Source organism: Methanobrevibacter sp. TMH8 (assembly GCF_020148105.1).
In the GTDB taxonomy this organism is placed as follows: Archaea; Methanobacteriota; Methanobacteria; order Methanobacteriales; family Methanobacteriaceae; genus Methanobinarius.
The window spans coordinates 1-20,819 of sequence record NZ_JAHLZE010000018.1 but is presented as its reverse complement, the minus strand read 5'-3'; the positions used below and the strand labels follow the sequence as shown (position 1 = coordinate 20,819).

Below are 20,819 nucleotides of genomic sequence, written 5' to 3'. Positions count from 1 at the left end.
TATTCCTTTATTATTTGTAGTTGCTGTATAAGTTCTCTTGTTAATAGTTAATGAAATCTTTTTACCTTTCAATATGTTTCCATCAGTATCTTTTAAAGTTACCTTTATGTTTGTTTTTTCACCTTGATTAATAGTTGGTGAAGAAATTATAAAGCTAACATTTTTGACACCAGCAATAACATTAAAATTAGTACTATTTGTAAACCCATTGTAGGCATTGTTTCCTGCCCAAGAAACAGAAACATTTATATTTCCTGTGAGTGTTGGTTTATAAGCTAAAATCCAACGACCATTACTATCAGTAGTCACATTATAAGACACACCATCAACAGTAACAGTAATTACAACATTATCTAAAGGATTACCATCATCATCAGTAACTATACCAGTAATATTAACAGTTTTACCAGTACTAACATTATCTGGAACAACAATAGTTGAACTAGTATTACCTTTAGAAGCATTAAACTCTAAAGAAACATACTGATCATCCACTAAAGCATCAACAGTCTGTATCCCTTCACTTGGAACAGTGAATTGATAAATAAATAGATCATCAGTAGTAGTGTTGTAGCTTTCACCATTAAAAAGTCCTGTAATGACAAAGTAAGGTAAGTTTTCAACACCAACATTTGTAAGAGTAGTATTCAAAACTAACAAAGCAAAATCCACTTTATCTCCAGGACGAACATTAGCTAAGCTAGTGAGGTTAGTAATATTTAAGATATAATGATTATTAGTATCAAAACCTATGATCTTACTACTAATATCGTTTACTCCCCACCAATTATAATCAAAATTACTACCATCATAAGTAGTTGTAAAATCCAAACCAACATCAGCCAAAATACGATTATAATTAACAGTCAGATTAACAGAACTATAACCAGTCTCTTTAAAACCAATACCTTTGTTAACAGCTAAAATAGTATTACCTTTAACAAGAATATCACTCAAAACACCATCATCTAACTCAAAATAAAGACCATTATCATCACTTTTAAAAGTATTATTCAACAAAGACAAACCACTAAACTGCCCAGAGGAAGGAATATACATAGCATAATCAATACCAGTAATATTATTCCCAATAAAACTCAAAATGGTGTTGTTGCTGCTGTATGCAGCCAGATAAACACCATCCCATGAGTTTGCTGTGATATTGTTGTTAGTGAGAGATATAGTGTTGTTGCCGCTGTATGCCTCCAGATAAACACCATAACTTCCTGTGATATTGTTGTTAGTGAGAGATATAGTGTTGTTGCCGCTGTATGCACCAAGATAAACACCCTCCCATGCTCCTGTGATGTTGTTGTTGGTGAGAGATATAGTGTTGTTGTTGAAGTATGCATACAGAGCAATACCAGACCCTGAGTTTATTGCGATGATGTTGTTGTTGGTGAGGGTTATGGTGTTGTTGCTGCTGGATGCCTCCAGATAAACACCCATCCATGAGTTTCCTGTGATGTTGTTGTTGGTGAGGGTTATGGTGTTATTGCTCCTGTCTGCAGACAGATAAACACCAGACCCTGAGTTTCCTGTGATGTTGTTGTTGATGAGGGTTATGGTATTGTTGCTGCTGTATGCATACAGCTCAACACCATACCCTGTTCCTGTGATGTTGTTGTTGTCGAAAAATAGTGAATTATCACAGTACGCGACATTAAAACGCACAACATAAGAATTAGTTGAATCATTAGCTGTGATATTATTATTTTTCATGGAAATACCAACAGTGGAACCACTATTAGCATTTACATAAACAGCACCATAATTAGTGATACTAACAGAAGAAATTATAGTATTATTTTCTAGCGATATACCAGATAAGTCACCACTACCATCGATATTAATACTCATATAATTTGTAGTAATATTATTGCCTATAACTGATAAACCACCAATATTCGAGCGTATAGCTGTCTGATAGCCACTAATATTCAAATTAAAAATCTGAACATTCCTTGCTGTGATGTTAAAAAGAATACCTCCAGTACTACTTTTTATATTCACTTTGCCATTGGACTTTATATTAACTTTCCTTGAAACATTCAAATTATAAAGAGAATCAATATAATCTCCTTCCTCAAGAACAATATCATCATCACCCTGACCAGTGTCTATGAAATTCTGAATATCAGAAGAACTATTACCACTATTAAAACTCGCAGCACTAACACTAGACAAACTAAAAAGTAACAAAACAGCTACAAGTAATAAAATAAATGGTATAATACGTTTATTTTTTATAAACAATTTTTTCTACCTCCTTTTTTATATTGATTAAAAATTATGTTTAAATAGTCATAATAAAATAAAGAGTATTCTAAAAAAAAGAATCTTATTTTTATAGCAATATAGTTGTAAAATTCTTAATATAAAGCCCCATTTACCCTTTTTTTATATACTATTTACGATATTTTTTGATTAATAAAAATAATAATGTGATTATATAAACTACTCCCCAAAGAAGTTGTATTTATCAATTTCACATTAAAAAAAGCATTTACTCAAAATTTTTTTTATAAAACTCTTTTATAAAATCTTTATTAATCAAAAAAAGATTACTATAAATCACAAACATAATATTATATAATATAATAATCTTTTTTTCATTAATACAAAAAAAATTATAAAATAACTAAATAAAGACTAATTAACTATCTAAAAAGCTAACTAAAAAAAAATCTGAAAAAATACACATAAATATTCATCCCCTAGATAAAACTTCTTTAGACTCAACACAAAAAAAGACTTCGTTAAACATAAGTTAAACGCATAAAAAATAGAAAAAAATAGATAATTTACAAATAAAGAACAAAAAATTATTTGAAATAGATATAAAAATATTATAAAAATAAGAAAAAGTATTAATATTATACAAATTTTAAATAAAAAACATATAGAACACAGGAAAAAAGTTTAAAAAACAAGTGAAATATCCAAAAAGATGTCGTTTAACTTATGTTTAACGAAGTAAAAAAATAAGAATACTCCCAAAAAATACAAGATATAACTAATATCAGATAATGTAATATAATATTTCTATATACTATAATTTGATAAACTGAGTATATAAATATTAGGATTTTGTAATAAATATTTTCCAATAAAAACATAACCATACAAATAAAATATAAAAACATGTATATGAAAAAAGCGAAAAAGAAAAAAAATTTTATAAATCAACCTCAAAAACAAAAATAAAAATCTAAACTATTTCATAATAGATTATTTCTTATCAATTATTTCATAATACGAACCATTTAAACAAGATTGACAAATAGCTTTACCATTAATTAAAGAATGTTTATTATCTAAAACTACTTCATTGCAAACAGAACATCTTTTTTTGATTGTTGGCATTCCAGGTAAATTATGCTCATCAAAATTAATTATAACATCTTCAATTTTAAATAATTCTTCGGTTGGAGTATTCTTATATCTTTCAGTTCTTTCATTTAAAGTTTCACCAGTATTTACGGTTGAGCTAGCATCAATATCAGTTAATCTAAAAGCTTCTTTAGTTTTTTTATTGAAAAATGTTACTGCAAATTTGCCATAATCAATTAATTTAACTGATTTAGTCCCTGTTGATCCCTGTGTAATAGCTTGAACAGCATCATAAACACAACGATCAATTTCAACAACAGATATTAATTCAGAATTTTTTTCATTGAAATTAAAATTAAATCTATCAATTGCATAAATTGACATTTTAGTTCCTGTTAAAACTCCACCACATATTTCTCCATGGAAATTTTTAGCTATTTCTAATTGTTCATCAAAAATTTCATTCATACTTCTTTCCTCATAACTTTATAATCATTTAAAAGATTGATATAAACATTAAATAATAAGTAATACTTAATAATTAATACTTAATAATTTTTACAAATTATTCAACCATAATTAATTTTCCCGTTTTAGGGTCTTTGTAAACTTTTCCCATCTCAACATATCCTTTTCCAGAACTATTAGATGAATTAATATTATTATCAATTTCTTTTCCCTGCTTTACTTCAGATACAGTTTTTATTTTTTCCATAGTTGACTTTTTTTCTTCTGGAGTCATATCTGTATCAAAAACTATAGATTGCATATTCCACGACATAACAAGGAAAACTAATAAGCCTACAGATATTACAAGCATTGCATCAACAAGGTTTGTAGCACCTGCCATTGGATCCTCTTCAGTTCTTGAAGACCTCCTGTTTCTTTTGGACCTAACCATAAAAATCACAATAAAAATTATATTATAAATATACAAATTCTACATCAATAGATATCTTTGTAAATTAAAAACTTGAATTAATAGAGAGTTAGAATTAGTCAGGATGATTCTTTTTCATAAAATCTAATACAGCATCTGATAATGCATCTAAATTAGATAAATAATCATCATACCATCTTTTTCTTATTTTAGATACAAAATATCCTATTCCACCAGCACCAATACCTACAACAGTTGTATCAAAAGCAACAATAATTGCATTAGCTAAACCATTAATATCTCCACTACCTAAAGCTGCAAGACCAGGACCCATAGGAATTAAAGTTCCCATTAACCCAAGAGTAGGACCAATACGAGCCATTATGTCAGTTTTTTCAAGAATTTTATCAATTAAATTTTCTTCATTTTCAATTAATTTTCTAGCTAAAGCTTCAAGTGATTCTTTAGATAAATCTTTTGAAGATATTAAATCTAATAAATCTTCTTTTTGTTTTTCAGGAATTTCTGAAAGACTAATTGCATTTTTTGCTACTTCAACATTTTCAGCTAAAGAAATATCATGAATTAACTTTTTCATCGTTGAAATTGGTACTTTTTTTCTCGAACTATATTCTGAAATAAGACTTCCAATTGTTATAACTGCATAAACAGCAAATATTAACAAAAGAATTATTACAGGAATTAATAAGCTTTGAGAAATTACATTTAAAGTAGAAGTTAAAATCCCACTACCTGGAATATTTAAGACCATTTAATCACCTACAACACATATATTATCATTATAATTTAATTTAATTTGAAAATTTTAACATTATTCAACTAATTTAACTAATCTAGCTAATTTAACTACTTTAGCTTATTTAACTAATTTAATTTATTTAACTTATTTAACAAACCTAAGAATTTATCTAATATAACTAATTTAGCTTATTTAACAAAGTTAACAATTTAACTAATCTACTAATCTAGCTAATTTTTTAAGAAACTATTTCTTTTAGAAAGTAAAACTCCGATAATCATTAAAACAAATATAACTGGTATTAAATATATTATTAAATTTGCATCAACTAAACCAATAGGTTTCATTATCATTTTGAATCCATTTATTAAGTTTGGAAGTAAAAAAGCAGCTAATAAAAAGTAAACACCTAAAAAAAGCATGAAATTTCCAAGTATAATTGGATATGGTTTCTTTATAAATTTAACAATTATATTTGCACAAAAATATGAAATAATAATCACTAAAGCCAAAATTATTGCAATTATAGGACTTAACTCTCCTATAGACAATCCCATTATAGGAGCAACAAAAATAGCTGTTATTGTTATAGATATAAAACAACAAGGAGAAGGGGCAATTACTGCAAGTGCAGATGTGGTTGAAGTATTGCAATTATGAACCTTCCATTCCCTAATTGTAGTTAAACCAGCTATAATCATTATAATTGACATAGCTATAAATATAGGAGTATTGTATGAAATAACAAAGTTAGTAAATTGACTTGAATAAATTGAAGCAATTTGTGTAGCTATATAGATCCCAATACCATAAATAGCTATAAGTAATAACATAGCTTTTTTTGAAAGGTTAGCCATAGCTGAACCTAAACCAATTTTAACACCAAAAACTATAATTGCAGCAATTACACCTGCTTGCCATAAAATATCCATTGGATTCATATTCTTACCTATAATAAATGTTTTTAATTAAAAATTTGAATTTTTTATCATTTTTTTTATCATTTATAAAAAAATCTTAATTATAAAAAGTTATATAAAAATTTGATTTAAAAATTAAAATCTAATAACTTGATAATCCAAAATTAATACTTTAACAATCAAAATCTTAAAAATTAAATCTGAAATTAATAATCTAAAAATTAAAACCTTAAAAATTAAAATCTAAGAAATTAAAATATAAGAAATAATACCTAAATTAAAATTTAAAAAAATTAAAATTTAGAAAATTAAAATTAGTTTTCAATTTTCTAATTAAACAACTTTCACGGATTTTATTTCAGATTTACCATTATTAGTAATTTTTACTTTTTGAGTTCCTTTTTTAGTTGCTTGAACTTTCATTTTTAAGGTTATTGTCTTTTTAGAAGGAACTTTTTTAATAGTCCAAGTTTTTGAGTTTTTATTGTATGATGCATAACTACTTTTAGATACAGCAGCTATTTTTAATCCTTTTGTAGTAGCTATTTTACTTGTTATTGTACTAGAATTATCTAATCCAGTATTTTTAATTTGTGTTGTTATATAGAAATATTTAGCTTTTTTGACTTTATTTGCACTTAATAAATTACTACTAGATAATTTAATATCTTTATTTACTTTTAAAGTAGTTTTGACTCCACTAATATCTACCCAATAATTACCTTTGTTTAAATTATCATTGTAAGTTGCATTGATTGTATTAGTAAATGTTCCTGATTTTGAAGGTTTTGCAGAAAAGACTAAAATAGCATTACTATTACTAGATAATGAATCAATTGTCCATGTTCCATTTGAGAAAGTACCTTTAGATACTATTACAGAATTTGGATTTACACCTACTGGTAAAATATTAGCTATACTAATATTGCTTCCAGCTCCTTTTCCTGTATTAGCTACTGATACAGTATACATTACAGTTTGTCCATTGGTTATTGTAGTTTTTTCATAGGAAGATTTGATTGAAATATTTGCAGGGGTTTGTGAACTATCAGAATATGTTCCATCAACATTAGAATTTGAATTAGCAGAATCTGAAGTTACTAAGTTATATCCAAAGTTAGGTGAAGTTGATTTTGAAGTGTATGTGAAATTATTACCTATTAAAGTTATGTTGCTGTAACTACTTGATAAAAGAATACCAATAATTCCATTTTTCATAGTATTATTTTGAATTAAAACATCAAAAGCACCATAAGCAGTAATAGCACTTAAAGTAGTGTTTATTATAGTATTATTTAAAAAAATATGCCCACCAGAATGCATAGTATAAATACCTTCGCTAGCATTAGTTATTATATTATTAGATACTACTGAATTAGCACTACTTCCATGTCTTATATCAATACCATGTCTTCCAACATTAGATATTGTATTATTATTAATAATTGCTGCACCAGAACCAAAGTTGATTATTCCAGTATCTGCCATATTAGTAACAATATTATTATAAACAGACATTGTAGTTGCACCAGTACTCATTGCTAAGTAAATACCCCATGCAGAATTATTTAAAACATTATCATGAATACTAACATTGTTTGTATTACGCAATGCATAAATTAATGTGTTTTTGGAATTTGCAGAAGAATTAGTTAAATAATCAAATCCTGGCATACTAGTAATATTTAATCCATATATATCACTATTATTAGAACCATTTACAAAATAAAATGCAGCTGCCCTATCTATAGCATATTTAGATATATCGGCAGTGTCCAAAGTTGAATTATCTACAATTGCTTTTATAAGAGCATTTGAACTACCGGTTATATTTATAGTTTTATTGATGATTAATCCTATATTTTCAAATATTCCATCATTAAAAAACAATGTATCTCCATCTGACATTCCATTTATAATGTTTTGTATCTCACTATTTGTATTGGTATCATTTACATCATAAACAGTGGCAGCAGAAGAAAAATTAACAGTTAAACCAATTCCTACAATTGCTATTAAGATGAAAAACATATAAGCCATACTTTTATTAAATCCATCTTTACTCTTTAATTTAATATTAATCACGTCCTTTAGTCGTATTGATATTAATTAATCCCATTTAATTAATATTTAATTATAAATCATGTTATTAATCATGTTTATATAATTTATTTCATATAATTCATATAAATACAAACAATAATAATACTCAAAAATTAATACTTAAAAGATTTTGAAATTAATAATATAATAAAATATTAAAATCGTTATGTAATTATATAAATATCGGTATATTCTCCATTATATTTAAATATTACCATAGTTATATTACTTATATAAAACTATTTATATAAAATAAATATGAATAAATGAGATAAAAAATTGAAATAAAAGATTAAAATTAATATTTAATAAAATTAAATATTAAAATATTTTAATATTGTATAAAATTTGTATATAATAATTTTAAAAGAAAAAAAATCTTTATAACGATATTAAAAATAAAATAAAAGGTATTAAATCCTATAAATTAAATATATATTAATATAACTTAATAAATTTATAAAATTATAATAGAAATTATATAGAAGTCATTGAAAAAATATGAATAATTATAATAAAGATATAAATCATGTATGAAAAATATAAAAAATATATAATTGTTTATCATAAATCAACACATTAATATAATTACTAATATAATTTAAACCTAAGGGTTATTTATGTGATAAATACAAAAATATTAAATAAGATTTTAAAAAAAATAAAAAAAACAGATAAAATTGTAAGAAACCAAATTAGGATGTTAAAATGGATAAATTAAATATAATAAAAAATAATAGAATTAAATATATAATCATATCGATAATTTTTATTATTTTTATATTTAATTTCATTTCTCCTAATTACTCTGCAACAATAAAAGTTGAGAATAACGCCACTAATCAAGAAATACAAGACTTAATTAATCATTCAAACTCAGGAGATATAATTCAATTTAAAAAAGGTGTTTATAACAATATATCACTGATAATAAATAAAAAATTAACCTTAAAAGGTAATGGAACAACAATTATCACAAAAAATTCACAAGATAATAATGGAACTGTAATAAATGTAAATAATACTTTTGGTTTTTATTTTACAAAAAGTGCTTTAGGTAGCTCATTAATTGGTTTTAATATAATCAGTAATTCTGACTATGCAGTAATAGTTAATTCCTCATCATTGACAATGACCTCAAATAAAATTAATGAAAATCAGAATGGAACAGTAGTGGGAGGATCAAAAAAAGGTGGAGTATTGTTTTATAATAGTAAAGATTCAAAAGTAAACAGTAACACAATAGCTAATTTTGGAGGTTATGGAATAAATATCATAAACTCTAAAAATATCAAGATTTCATTATCTAATATAATTAATAATAGTAATTCAGGAATATTAATATTTAAATCATCAAATATTCTCATTAATAATAGCTCAGTATCAAATAATAAGAATCATGGAATTGAAGTAATCCTTTCAAATTATACCACAATTATTAATAATAAAATTGAAAAGAATTATGATGGAATATTTTTATCAAACACAAAAATAACTAATATCACCAATAATTTCATTAATAATAATAAAAGAAATGGAATAAATCTTAATGATATAACAGAAAGAAGTTATATTATCAGTAATACTATTTCTAAAAATGCAAATGGAATTCAATTAAATGGTAAATCAATCAATGATTTTGTTTATCTAAATATTATTAAAGATCAAAGGCAAACAGCCGATACTGATCTAGATGTTTTTGAAACAGGAAATGGTATTGTAATTGGAGATAATTACGATCCTACTTCAAATTTTAACATTGAATACAATACAATCCAAAATAATGAAAATTTTGGTGTTAAAAATAAACCACAGTTTGATGAAATACCCATTGGACCTAATTATTATGGAAACAATGGAAATCATATATGTCCAAGAATACTTGCATCTTTTCTCACAAATATTAATGGTAAGTTAATATGGGGTAGGGTAGATACGGGTTATACAATAGATTCTGATGGAAGAATAGTTCCTCCAGTTGGTCCAAATACAGGTCCAATAAAACCGACAAACCCAACAAATCCAAATAATAATGGCCTTAATAATATTAACTCTGGTTCAAATGGAAATTCAATTAATCCTTCTAATCAAAATGTAACTAATAATGGAAAAATAGAGAATAATACAAATAGCTCTAAAAAAATTAATAGTACTGATAGTCAATACTCTGTAGGAGATAGTGGAAAACCATTATTAAGTAAAGCATATGAAATTATATCAAATCAAATAAGTGGATCTAATGGAGAAAACGCATTACTCCCTTTTTTAGTACTTTTTGCAATAATTGGAGTATTTGTTTTTGGATATTTAAAAAAGAGAAAAATATAATTATAGTACAATATTATAATTTATTATATTAATTTTAATTTATTTTAATATAATTTAATATAATTTGTAAGAATTTATTTCGATTATTGTACTGTAATTATTATAAAAATATTGAATTTAATGATTTAAAGATGTATATTAATAATTACCATGTCTAAAAGTAGCCATAATTGGAACATCCATATCAATAGCATCTAAAAGAATATCTGTGATTTCAAGCCCTTGTTTTAATCTTACTAATCCTTTTTTACCAACAGTGCCTGTAAAAAGATATTCTCCATTAACAGAAACATCAAATTCATCACCAATATGTTCATAACCCATATTTAAACTTAAATGTTTATTAGATATTTCATATGTAATTTCAAATTCTTCATCTTCAATTGGATCATTAAAGCTACTTTCAAAATTATTATTGTTATTATTATAATTCCTATTATCATTACTAGAATAATCTTTCTTTAAATCTTCATCTTTTAAAGATTCAAAAGGTTCTACACCAATACTAATTCCAACTTTTCTTTCAAGGTCATCGATTCTCTTACCTTTCTTACCAATGATTTTTGGAATGAATCGCTCATTAACATAAATTTTTATCCTATCATTAGAAACAAGTTCAGCTTTAACATTAGCTTTAGGAGCTACTTTTTTAACAGCTCTAATAACTTCTTTTTCAACAATTTTATCTACAGCTGATTTTGTTTTTTGTCCATCACTACCTTTATCAGATTGAACTAAATCAACATCCATAACAATGGTTTGTTCACCATAAGTATAGATTTCATTTTTTAAATCCCCTGTTTCAAAATCACGGACTTCAATAACAGGTCTTGCAAGATCTGCTTCTTGCATACCAGAAGGAACTTTTACTGTAAGATTTGTTTCATAAATAGCTTTAATTTCACCATCTTCAATATAAATAGTTGTATCAACAATAGAAGGAATTATACCTAGCTCTACTCTTGCAGCTATTCTTTGAATAGCATCAATAGGACGAGTAGCATGAACAACCCCAATCATTCCAACACCAGCTAATCGCATATCCCCAAATATAGCAAAATCATGATTCTTTCTAAGTTCATCATAAATTGTAAAATCAGGCCTAACAAGAAGAAGAATATCGGCTGTTTTTTCCATATCTCCATCAAGAGGAGCATATTGGGTTATCTCATCCCCAACTTGAAGATCACGTGGAGACTCCATTGTTTTAACAATTTGATTCATATCTTCAGAGAAAAATTTAGCTATAGCTTGAGCAAAAGTACTTTTACCTGCACCTGGAGAACCAGAAATAAGAATTCCGTTAGCACTATTTCTAAGTCTATCCATTAATTTATCAGATAATCTATAATCCTCAAGTGAAACTTCAGCTACTGGTCTAACAGCAGTAATTTCCATTCCTTCTGAAAAAGGAGGTTTAGCTATTGAAATCCTGTATTCTCTAGATTGAACAACAGTAGCTCCTTCTTCATCAACTTCTAAGTATGTTTTAAAGTCATGGCGAGATTTTTCAATAATTTCTTCAGCTAATTTTTCCAAATAATCATAAGTAATTGGCTTAGAATCAAGTTTTACTAGATTAATGTTACCTGGTTTTCCTTTTTTTGCCATTGGAACAACATTTTCTTTAAGATGAACTGACATAGTTTCATCATCAAAGTATCTAGCTATTGTAAGTTCACTTTGGGATTTATCAACTTGCTCTACATAAATAACTGAAATACCTTGAGCTTTAGCTACTTCACTTAAAATTTTATCAGAAGTGAATAAAGTAGCTAATTCAGATTTAGCTATATCTCTGATAATAGCATCAATTTCCCCAGTTTTAGAAAGAGAAATTTCATAATTATTAGGTCTTTTACCTGTGAAACTTATAGCTAATTCCCCAGACTCAGCTAATTTTTGAAGGTTTTTTAATTCATTTAAACCTTTTCTACCAATTAAATGACCTTTATTAGTTTGATATTCAAGTTCAGCTACTACTGCTTCAGGAACAATAATTTCAGGATAATTTAAATCGTTTTCCTTAATAAGCTTAGTAATAATTCCTTCAATAATAGCACTAGTATCAGGAACTATCTTTGATATATTTTCTATATCTTCCATATCTATCTTTTCTATAGGATCCATTATTTGCTCCATTTTATAAACTTTATAAATTTAAATTTTATATTTATAATATATTAACTTTATAACATATCTATTTTGTTCATAATAAGTCTTATTTTTATTATATCAATTTAATTCTTTATAGAAGTTTTTAAAAATAATATATAAAATTATGATTATAAAAAATAAAATAAAAATTAAAATAATAAAAATATTTAAAAAAAATATAATAAAATTGCAGTACCACCAACTTAAAAAATCATTGTTTATTTTTAAATTGAGAAGCCTACCTTACACTAAACCAATGGGTCTTCTCAAAAAAATTAAGAGGCGGTACTAATGAAATCAGAGCTAATATTGTTTATTTCGTTTATATTAAATAATCATTACTTGAAATTGAATTATGTATCATAATTCTTCTTAAACAGTTTATTTAACTAATTTTTAAGAATAAAAGTTGGTTTACTGCACCATGATTAAACTAAATAATATAATTATTTAATTAAATTTAATAAACTTAATTAAATTAACTCTCAATATAATTTTATACTTGAAACTTTATAAATCATTGCTTTCCATAAACATCATCAGGATTGAAAAGTCTATCAGCTATTATTTTAATATCTTTTTCATCTAAATTTTCTAAATCAGTATTAGATTCATTGATTTTTTCGATTTCAAGTTCTCTAAAGAAACAAGAGTAATATCCTTCATGACAAGCTGCACCTGTTTGATCTACTTTCAATACAACAGCATCCATATCACAGTCAGTAAGGACTTCTTTTACTTTTTGAGTATTTCCTGAACTTTCTCCTTTTAACCAAAGTTTATTACGAGAAGTACTCCAATAGTGAGCAATTCCAGTAGATAAAGTTTTCTTGAGAGCTTCTTTATTCATATAAGCTACCATCAAAACTTGAGAAGTTTTATAATCTTGAGCAACAGCTATTACTAATTTCTGCCCATTAACATCATGTTTAAAATTAATTTTAATAATAACATCTCCTAATTTAAATTCTTAAAAAAGTGTTTTAGTTAATTTTTCAATACCATTAATTAACTCTGAAATTTCTTCTTTTTTTGGGTCACGATCTTTATTATGATCACATAAATTACGAATATCTCCAAAGCTTTGTATTTGTCTCCATAATGGAACATCAATAATATCATTGCTTTTTAAAATTTCATTAAAATCATTTATAGAAGGATTTTTTTTCCGTGAAGATAAATTATGGTTTTCCATCACTTGTAAAAGATGTTTTTCAAGAACTACACCAGCAATAGCACCTGAACCTCGAAAAAATCCTTTTTTACATAATTCTTTAGCAGCATCTAATTCAGAATCAAAAAAATCTGCTTGAATAATTTGTTTAATATCAAAAAGAGAACTGTCAAAACGAGAAGATACAGAATTAAGAATAGCTAATTGCTGACTGAATTTTGGTATAGCTGCACGCTTATCAACATTACCAACAGTAAAGTTATCGAAATAATCTTTGATACAAAAATTTTCAAATGTTATATTTTTTCTAGATTTAGGTTTTTCATAATAACTCTTAAAATCTTCTAATCGATCAGGAAGTACTTGTTTAATAACAATAAAAGCTTCAGAATACCATTTTTGATATTCTTCATCAAAATTAGGCAATTTATTAAGATATTCTTCTGTAAAATAACCATCATCTATACATTTTTTCTTATGATGAGGATAACATTCTAACATCATAGAAAGTTTAAGAGAATCTCCTTTATTAATAAGATTTTTTAAATCTTCTTTATACTTTTCTAAATTATTAGTCATAATAATCACTAAAATTTATTTAACTATGAATTATATAATCAATAATACCATCAATAGCTACTAATTCTTGGTCTCCAGAAGACATATCCTTAATAGTAACATTATCATTTTCTAAATCATTTTTACCAACTAATATAACAAATTTCGCATTTAATTTATTAGCTGTATTAAGAAGTTTCTTTAATTTTTTTCTTGAAAGATCAATTTCTGTAGAAATACCATTATTTCTTAAGATTTGACCAATTTCAAAAGATTTTTCTCTTGTATCATTAGAAAAGGGAGCTACAAAAACATCAACAATTGATTCTTTATTATCAATATTTTCTTTATCTTTTTCATTATTTTTTTCACTTTTTTTACTTTCAATAGCATGCATTAATCTATCAAAACCAAAAGCAAAACCAGTAGATTCAACTTTTTCTCCACCAAATAACTCTACGAGATTATAGCTACCTCCACCAGCTACTTGTTTTTGAGCTCCAAGCTCTGGAACATATATTTCAAAAACAATACCTGTATAATAGTCTAAACCCCTAGCTATCCCCATATTGATAGTATAATTAGAGATTTTAAAGCTTTTTAAAAGATCAATAAGCTGTTTAAATTCATCCAAAGCATCATTTGTTTCTTCAAATTCACTTACAAGATCTGTAACTTTAGCTATTATTTCATCTTTTCCAACTAAATCAACAAGGTTAATTAAAATATTAGCTAAATTTGAATCATTTATTAAATCTCCACTTGAAAGTTCATTTTCAAGTAATTCTTTATTTCCTTTATCAATTAAAGTCATAACCTTTTCTTGGATTTCAGTTTCTATATTGAAATGCTTAAACAAGGCTCTTATTATTCCTAGATGGTTAATGTGAATTTCAGCTGTATCAATTCCTAATCTTTCTAAAGATTGTTCAGCCATAGCTATTGCTTCAGCTTCACCTTCAGGAGATTTTGCACCTATTAATTCACAACCAAATTGCCAAAATTGACGGAATCTTCCTTTCTGAGGACGCTCATATCTAAAACAACTTCCAAAATAATAAAGTTTTATTGGCTTAGCTGTTTTTTGCAGTTCATTTATATATAATCTAGCTACTGGAGCAGTAATTTCTGGCCTAAGAGCTATTTCGCGATCAGATTTATCTTTAAAATTGTATAATTGATCTACTATCTCATCACCAGATTTTGTTGTGAAAAGGGAAAGATCTTCGAATAAGGGAGTTTTTATCTCTTGATAAGCATAAGTTTCAAAGACTTCTCTTAATGTATTTTCACATTTTTTTCTCTCACGCATCTCATCAAAAAGAAAGTCTCTTGTTCCTCGAGGTCTTGTAAATTCCAATAATATTCCTCCAATAATAATTAGTAATATTTAGTAATAACAGCAATAATAACTGTAATAGCAATAATAAAAGTTTATAGATATTAAATATGTATTAAATATGTATTAAATTTAATAACTTAGCTAATCTTAATTTATAATCTAAATTCATAATCTTAATTTATAATATTTTATAATATTTTTAAATTTTATATATAATATATTTAAATAATTTTCTTAATCAATTAATTTACTATATTTTATAATTTTATCTATCAATTAATACTCATATCTTTATAATTTTAATTAATAATATTAACTTATATAATTATTAAGTTATATTATTAATTTATAATATTAATTACTTTACAAACATTAAATTATATATTAATCAAAGTTTATATATTATATGATAAAAAATTATCTGAAAATAAAGTAAAAATAAGAATAAATCTAAGAAAAAATTTAAAAATAAAAAATTATAGTGGGTGATTTAGTGATTGATGGAACTACAAAAGTTATTGGTGTAATAGGAAATCCTATAGGTCATACCCTCTCTCCAATAATGTTTAATGCTGCATTTAAAGCTATGAATATGAATTATATTTATGTTCCATTTAAAGTAGAGAAAAATGACTTGAAAAATGCTATAAGAGGAGCAAAAGCTCTTGGAATTAAAGGTCTGAATGTAACTATTCCTCACAAACAAAAAGTTATCAATCAACTTGATAAATTTGATATTATGGCTAATCTAATTGGTGCTGTTAATACGATTGATTTTAAAGATGGAGTGTCAAAAGGTTACAATACAGATTGTGTTGGTGCTGTTAAAGCTATTAAAGAAATTTGTGAGATTAAAAATAAAAATGTTGTCATAGTTGGAGCTGGAGGATCTGCAAGAGCTATAGCTTTCCAAATAGCTATTGAAGAAGCTAATAATATAACTATGATTAATAGAAGTTCAAAAAAAGCTAAATCACTAATATATGATATAAAGACATTACTTTCTGCTGATTATACAGATCATTCAAAATTAGATGATATAACTATTGATTTTTCTCATATTGACTTAAATTTCAATTATGGCGAACTTGCTGATCTTCCAAAATATTTAAAAGACGCTGATATTTTGATTGACACAACACCTGTTGGAATGTATCCTAATGTCAATGATATTCCAATAGCTTCAAAAGAAATGATGCATTCAGATCTCGTTGTAAATGATATTGTTTACAACCCTCTTCTAACAAGTCTTTTAAAAGAAGCAAAAAAAGCTGATGCTAAAATAGTTTCTGGAATAAAAATGCTATTATATCAAGGTGCTGAAAACTTTAAAATTTGGACTGGAAAAGAAGCTCCAATAGATGTTATGGAAGAATCCTTACTAAAAATTATGAAAGAATAGTTTTTGCACTAATAGATGTTATGGAAGAATACTAGCTATAAATTATGAAAGAATAGTTTTTAAGAGAATTAATTGTTTTTAAGATAAAATGAAAATCGAAGATCCTTATAAAAAGAAAGAAGTTTTAAAACTACTTAAAATAATTGGTATTGATACTAGGTTTATTAGCTATACAGAAAATACCATCTATATCAATGATCAAAGATTTTCAAAATTTTCTAAAAAAAGGCAAGAAACTTTTAATAAATATTATCCTGAAATGAATATAATTAGCTCTGGTACCTTTCAAAAAATTTGTATAAGAGCTTCAAAGGTTTTATCAGAACAGCTATCTCCAAAAGATAAGATCTTATTATTAAAACCAGAAAACGATATAGATGAACTTTTAAAAATCGTTTTAGAACCTTATTCAAGAAAATATGGAGTTCAGTTAATTGAATCTAATATCAAAGCTTCTGATATTGATAAAATTGATATGGATTTTAATATTATAGATTCTAACATTGATTTTGCTATTGATAAAGATATAAATATAATAGCTAGATCTCTAACTTTAGATGAAAAAGTTGAAGATGTTTTATCAAATATATTTTCTGGAAATGGAATAGGAGATATAAACAAAAAGGAAAATAAAGAGTTTAAGTTTATTTATCCTTTTATAAATATTTCTAATAATTGGATTGATTCTTTTAATAAACAATTTAACGAAAATTATATTGATAAAAATAAAGATAAAAAAAATAAAAATGAAACATCTATTATAATAGCTGATTCTTTTATGGAATTTTTAGATAATATTATTCCGCAATATAAAGAAAACTTTCTTAAATCCACTATTTTTATTGAAAATAATTTAAATAAAAAGAATTAAACTTAATTATACTTTAAATAGCTAAATCTCTTTATTTAAATTATTCCTTATTGTTAATAATATTAAAATAATATATATTTATATAATTGATTTATCAATTATTGATATATCAAGTATTATTATAATTTAAATTAAAGAATTTTAATTTTTATAAAAAAGATAAAAGTGAGTTGATACTAAATCAACTCTAAAAAAATAAATCTTGTTTTCAATACTAATTTTTTCTTCTATAGCTTACTACACCTAATAAAGCAATTATTAAAAGTATAGCTATTGGTATTCCTGTGTTTTTCATAGCTGCTTTTGCAACTGGATTGTCATTAGGATCATTGATATGTTCTGGAATTGTATCAGGATTAGGTCTAGGGTCAATGTCCGGTTTTGAAGTTGGAGTGTCATCATCAGGAGTAGAATTATCAGGTACTTTTTCTTCAACTACATTAACACTTGTAGAGTTAGTAGCTCCTGGATAAAGTCTGATTGCAAAATCAACTATTCCTTCAAAATCGAAAGTTTCATTAAATTCATCTAAAGAAGCAACAATATTTTGCTGTCCATAATTAGAAACAGTATAAGTAAGCTCAGCTATACCTTCACCATTAGTTACTACAGATCCCACCAATACACCATTAACATAAAAATTAATAGTTCTTCCAACAATCAAACTACCATTGTTACCAGTAGCTTTCACAGTTATTGTCACTTTATTAGCTGAAACATCAACACTTATGAATGATAACTCATTTTGACTTATATCCATAATGTTATTGACTCCAAGTGGATTTAAAACACCATAATTAACAACACTATAACCACTATTATTCAATATAATATTATCAGATAAAGTAAGTTGACCATTATTAATTATGGCATCACCATTGTTATTTGATATTTTATTTCGACTAATTATAGCATTATTAGCATAATTTCCAATCCCGCTCCCATTAATTGATGTATTGTTTATTATAGTATTATTAATCACAGTAATGTTGGTACCTGTAATAAAAATTGCACCGGCTTCAGTAGTTGCATTATTCCCTGTAAAATTACTGTTAGATATAGTATTATTACTACCAGTACTTACTATTGCACCACCTCTATTAGATGCGGTATTATTTTCAAAATTACAATTATTTACACTAAGATTAGAACCAGTACTAGAGATTGCCCCTCCATTAGTACCATATGCATTATTACTTGTAAAAGTACTGTTAACTATAGTAAAATTAGGGCCAGTAGTGGTTACTGCGCCACCAGCATATGCATTATTACCTAAAAAGGTAGAATTAATTACAGAAGAGTTAAAACCCAAAATGTATGCCGCTCCAGCATAATAAGCACTATTGTTTATAAAAATACAATTAACCATGGTTAATTTACCATTAACAGCAATGGCTCCACCATAAGTTGATGCTTTGTTGTTAATGAATGAACAGTTAATTAATATCAATGTATTACTACCCTGTAAGTTGTAAGTGTAGATTGCACCAGCATACCTATCGTGACCACTACCTGTAATATTTCCATTTATAAATGTTATATTTATAAATGTTACATTATATCCAATATCTATTGTGAATATCCTACCCAAATTTTGTGCATCAAGTATTACTTTGTCTTTAATTTTTCCTTGTATTGTGATGTTTTTATTTATTATCATGTTGGTATTGTTGTTGCCTGTGTATGTTCCTTCATCGAGTTCTATTGTATCACCAGGGCTTGAGCTACTAAGTGCACCACTTATTCCACCAGCAGTTGTGTTATCAATAGTAGTAGTGGTAGCTGCAAATCCAGCTTGTAAGCTAATTACAGCTAATAAAATGATACTTGCTATAATTAAAGTATGGGTTATTATTTTTTTGTTTTGTTTAATTTTATTCACCTCCCCATTATGGGATTAATTTTTTCGAAATTCAAAAATGTGATAAAAAAGAATAGAATAGTCCCTAAAAAAGAATATTAATATAATAGGGATGGTGATAATTATCTAAAAAATTCTTAAATAAAGTACATTTATCCTTTTAATAATCACATTTACAAATTTTTTTGATTATATAAAACCAGTTATAATACCTATAATATTATAATAAAACTCTCCACAAAAAGTTATCATACTTATTATAAATTATAAACATTAAAAAAAGAGCATTTACTCAAATATCATTGGATAATAGCTCCTCTAATCATATATAATCATGAAAAAATTATTTAAAAAATTGTAATATTTTATAATAATCTTTTCATTATTATATAAAAAACAAATAAAATATGTCTACCTAAAAAAATTAGATTTTAAAACCCCTCCTTTAACAAAAAACAATATTATTAATTATAAAATATTAACTTCGTTAAATTTCAGTTAAACGAAGCAAATTTAAGAAAAAATAGTCGAAACTTGAAAAATAGAGGAGTATTTTCTTTATAAAAAAATAAATTACATGAAAAATATTGAATAATTAATAAATTTAATAATTAATTAAATATTATTGTAGCAAATATAAATGAATATTATATTAATTATATTAAAAAAACAGCAAGTTACTTCGTTTAACTGAAATTAAACGAAGTAATGAAAAACATATAAAAATTTACATATTAAAATTATGAAATCAGTAAAACAATAAATGAATACAAAAATTTAATAATTTATCTGTAATATGTTTTTTACTATATAATATGATATTATAAAAAGTAATATATAAATATTGTTATTTTGTAATAAATATTTTCCAAAGAAAATATAAATATATCAATCAAAAAGAAGAACAAGTAAATAAAAAAATTAAAAAATAAATGAACAATAAAACAATAGATAATAGCTAAATTATTGAATTAATAATAAAAAGAATAAATATAGCTATTTATTATCCATTGTTATTTTAATAATTTTATTTTTCTGTTTCTCTATATATTAAACCAATATTACGTGCTCTGAAAATTTCAATATAAGCAAGAATAACTGAAGATATAATAAACCCAATAATGCCCATA

Annotated in this window: 14 protein-coding genes; 3 read left to right on the top strand and 11 right to left on the bottom strand. The window is 25.2% G+C overall.

The genetic code is table 11. The features are described from left to right. From KQY27_RS03705 to KQY27_RS03680, 6 genes are all read right to left on the bottom strand, one after another. Window positions 1-2,256: carboxypeptidase-like regulatory domain-containing protein (locus KQY27_RS03705; protein ID WP_224425231.1), on the bottom strand; the 2,256-nt coding region annotated here is incomplete at its 3' end. Between the two features lie 975 nt (window positions 2,257-3,231). Beyond that, complete coding sequence (locus KQY27_RS03700; RefSeq protein WP_224425230.1) at window positions 3,232-3,801, bottom strand: FmdE family protein; 570 nt, start codon at window positions 3,799-3,801, stop codon at window positions 3,232-3,234. 97 nt (window positions 3,802-3,898) lie between these two features. Continuing rightward, window positions 3,899-4,234 (bottom strand): DUF2149 domain-containing protein, encoded by a 336-nt coding sequence (locus KQY27_RS03695; protein ID WP_224425229.1) that lies wholly within the window; start codon window positions 4,232-4,234, stop codon window positions 3,899-3,901. Window positions 4,235-4,328: 94 nt separating this feature from the next. Next, window positions 4,329-4,985 carry a MotA/TolQ/ExbB proton channel family protein gene (locus KQY27_RS03690; RefSeq protein ID WP_224425228.1) on the bottom strand — a complete coding sequence of 219 codons (657 nt, stop codon included), beginning with the start codon at window positions 4,983-4,985 and terminating at the stop codon, window positions 4,329-4,331. A 218-nt stretch (window positions 4,986-5,203) separates the two neighbouring features. Continuing rightward, a complete protein-coding gene (locus tag KQY27_RS03685; RefSeq protein ID WP_224425227.1) occupies window positions 5,204-5,914 on the bottom strand; it encodes a DUF2162 domain-containing protein in 711 nt (236 codons plus the stop codon). Between the two features lie 312 nt (window positions 5,915-6,226). Next, complete coding sequence (locus KQY27_RS03680) at window positions 6,227-7,978, bottom strand: right-handed parallel beta-helix repeat-containing protein (protein ID WP_224425226.1); 1,752 nt, start codon at window positions 7,976-7,978, stop codon at window positions 6,227-6,229. Between the two features lie 726 nt (window positions 7,979-8,704). Between KQY27_RS03680 and KQY27_RS03675 the strand changes: the two genes are divergently transcribed. Beyond that, the gene (locus KQY27_RS03675) at window positions 8,705-10,324 is read left to right on the top strand and encodes a right-handed parallel beta-helix repeat-containing protein (protein ID WP_224425225.1); all 1,620 of its coding nucleotides are present in this window, start codon (window positions 8,705-8,707) and stop codon (window positions 10,322-10,324) included. A gap of 138 nt (window positions 10,325-10,462) precedes the next feature. Here KQY27_RS03675 and KQY27_RS03670 read toward each other — a convergent pair whose 3' ends face one another. The 4 genes from KQY27_RS03670 to hisS all read right to left on the bottom strand — a co-directional run bounded on the left by KQY27_RS03670 (window position 10,463) and on the right by hisS (window position 15,573). Then, window positions 10,463-12,430, bottom strand: coding sequence for a PINc/VapC family ATPase (locus KQY27_RS03670; RefSeq protein ID WP_224425233.1), 1,968 nt, complete (start codon window positions 12,428-12,430; stop codon window positions 10,463-10,465). Window positions 12,431-12,998: 568 nt separating this feature from the next. Continuing rightward, on the bottom strand, window positions 12,999-13,427 hold the full coding sequence (hisI, locus tag KQY27_RS03665) for a phosphoribosyl-AMP cyclohydrolase (RefSeq protein WP_224425232.1): 429 nt from the start codon (window positions 13,425-13,427) through the stop codon (window positions 12,999-13,001). Between the two features lie 24 nt (window positions 13,428-13,451). Then, window positions 13,452-14,234, bottom strand: coding sequence for a hypothetical protein (locus tag KQY27_RS03660; RefSeq protein WP_224425224.1), 783 nt, complete (start codon window positions 14,232-14,234; stop codon window positions 13,452-13,454). Between the two features lie 19 nt (window positions 14,235-14,253). Further along, a complete protein-coding gene (gene hisS, locus KQY27_RS03655) occupies window positions 14,254-15,573 on the bottom strand; it encodes a histidine--tRNA ligase (RefSeq protein WP_224425223.1) in 1,320 nt (439 codons plus the stop codon). Between the two features lie 475 nt (window positions 15,574-16,048). Between hisS and aroE the strand changes: the two genes are divergently transcribed. Both aroE and KQY27_RS03645 read left to right on the top strand, forming a co-directional pair. Continuing rightward, window positions 16,049-16,957 carry a shikimate dehydrogenase gene (gene aroE / locus KQY27_RS03650; protein WP_224425222.1) on the top strand — a complete coding sequence of 303 codons (909 nt, stop codon included), beginning with the start codon at window positions 16,049-16,051 and terminating at the stop codon, window positions 16,955-16,957. A gap of 88 nt (window positions 16,958-17,045) precedes the next feature. Next, entirely contained in the window at window positions 17,046-17,828 is a 783-nt protein-coding gene (locus KQY27_RS03645) for an ATPase (protein WP_224425221.1), read from the top strand. A 214-nt stretch (window positions 17,829-18,042) separates the two neighbouring features. Here KQY27_RS03645 and KQY27_RS03640 read toward each other — a convergent pair whose 3' ends face one another. Next, the gene (locus KQY27_RS03640) at window positions 18,043-19,710 is read right to left on the bottom strand and encodes a right-handed parallel beta-helix repeat-containing protein (protein WP_224425220.1); all 1,668 of its coding nucleotides are present in this window, start codon (window positions 19,708-19,710) and stop codon (window positions 18,043-18,045) included. Window positions 19,711-20,819 lie beyond the last annotated feature (1,109 nt).

Bases quoted from the DNA above. Each gene is read 5' to 3' on its own strand.
- KQY27_RS03700 (WP_224425230.1), bottom strand. From the start codon at position 3,801: ATGAATGAAATTTTTGATGAACAATTAGAAATAGCTAAAAATTTCCAT.
- KQY27_RS03695 (WP_224425229.1), bottom strand. From the start codon at position 4,234: ATGGTTAGGTCCAAAAGAAACAGGAGGTCTTCAAGAACTGAAGAGGAT.
- KQY27_RS03690 (WP_224425228.1), bottom strand. From the start codon at position 4,985: ATGGTCTTAAATATTCCAGGTAGTGGGATTTTAACTTCTACTTTAAAT.
- KQY27_RS03685 (WP_224425227.1), bottom strand. From the start codon at position 5,914: ATGAATCCAATGGATATTTTATGGCAAGCAGGTGTAATTGCTGCAATT.
- KQY27_RS03675 (WP_224425225.1), top strand. From the start codon at position 8,705: ATGGATAAATTAAATATAATAAAAAATAATAGAATTAAATATATAATC.
- KQY27_RS03670 (WP_224425233.1), bottom strand. From the start codon at position 12,430: ATGGAAGATATAGAAAATATATCAAAGATAGTTCCTGATACTAGTGCT.
- KQY27_RS03660 (WP_224425224.1), bottom strand. From the start codon at position 14,234: ATGACTAATAATTTAGAAAAGTATAAAGAAGATTTAAAAAATCTTATT.
- KQY27_RS03645 (WP_224425221.1), top strand. From the start codon at position 17,046: ATGAAAATCGAAGATCCTTATAAAAAGAAAGAAGTTTTAAAACTACTT.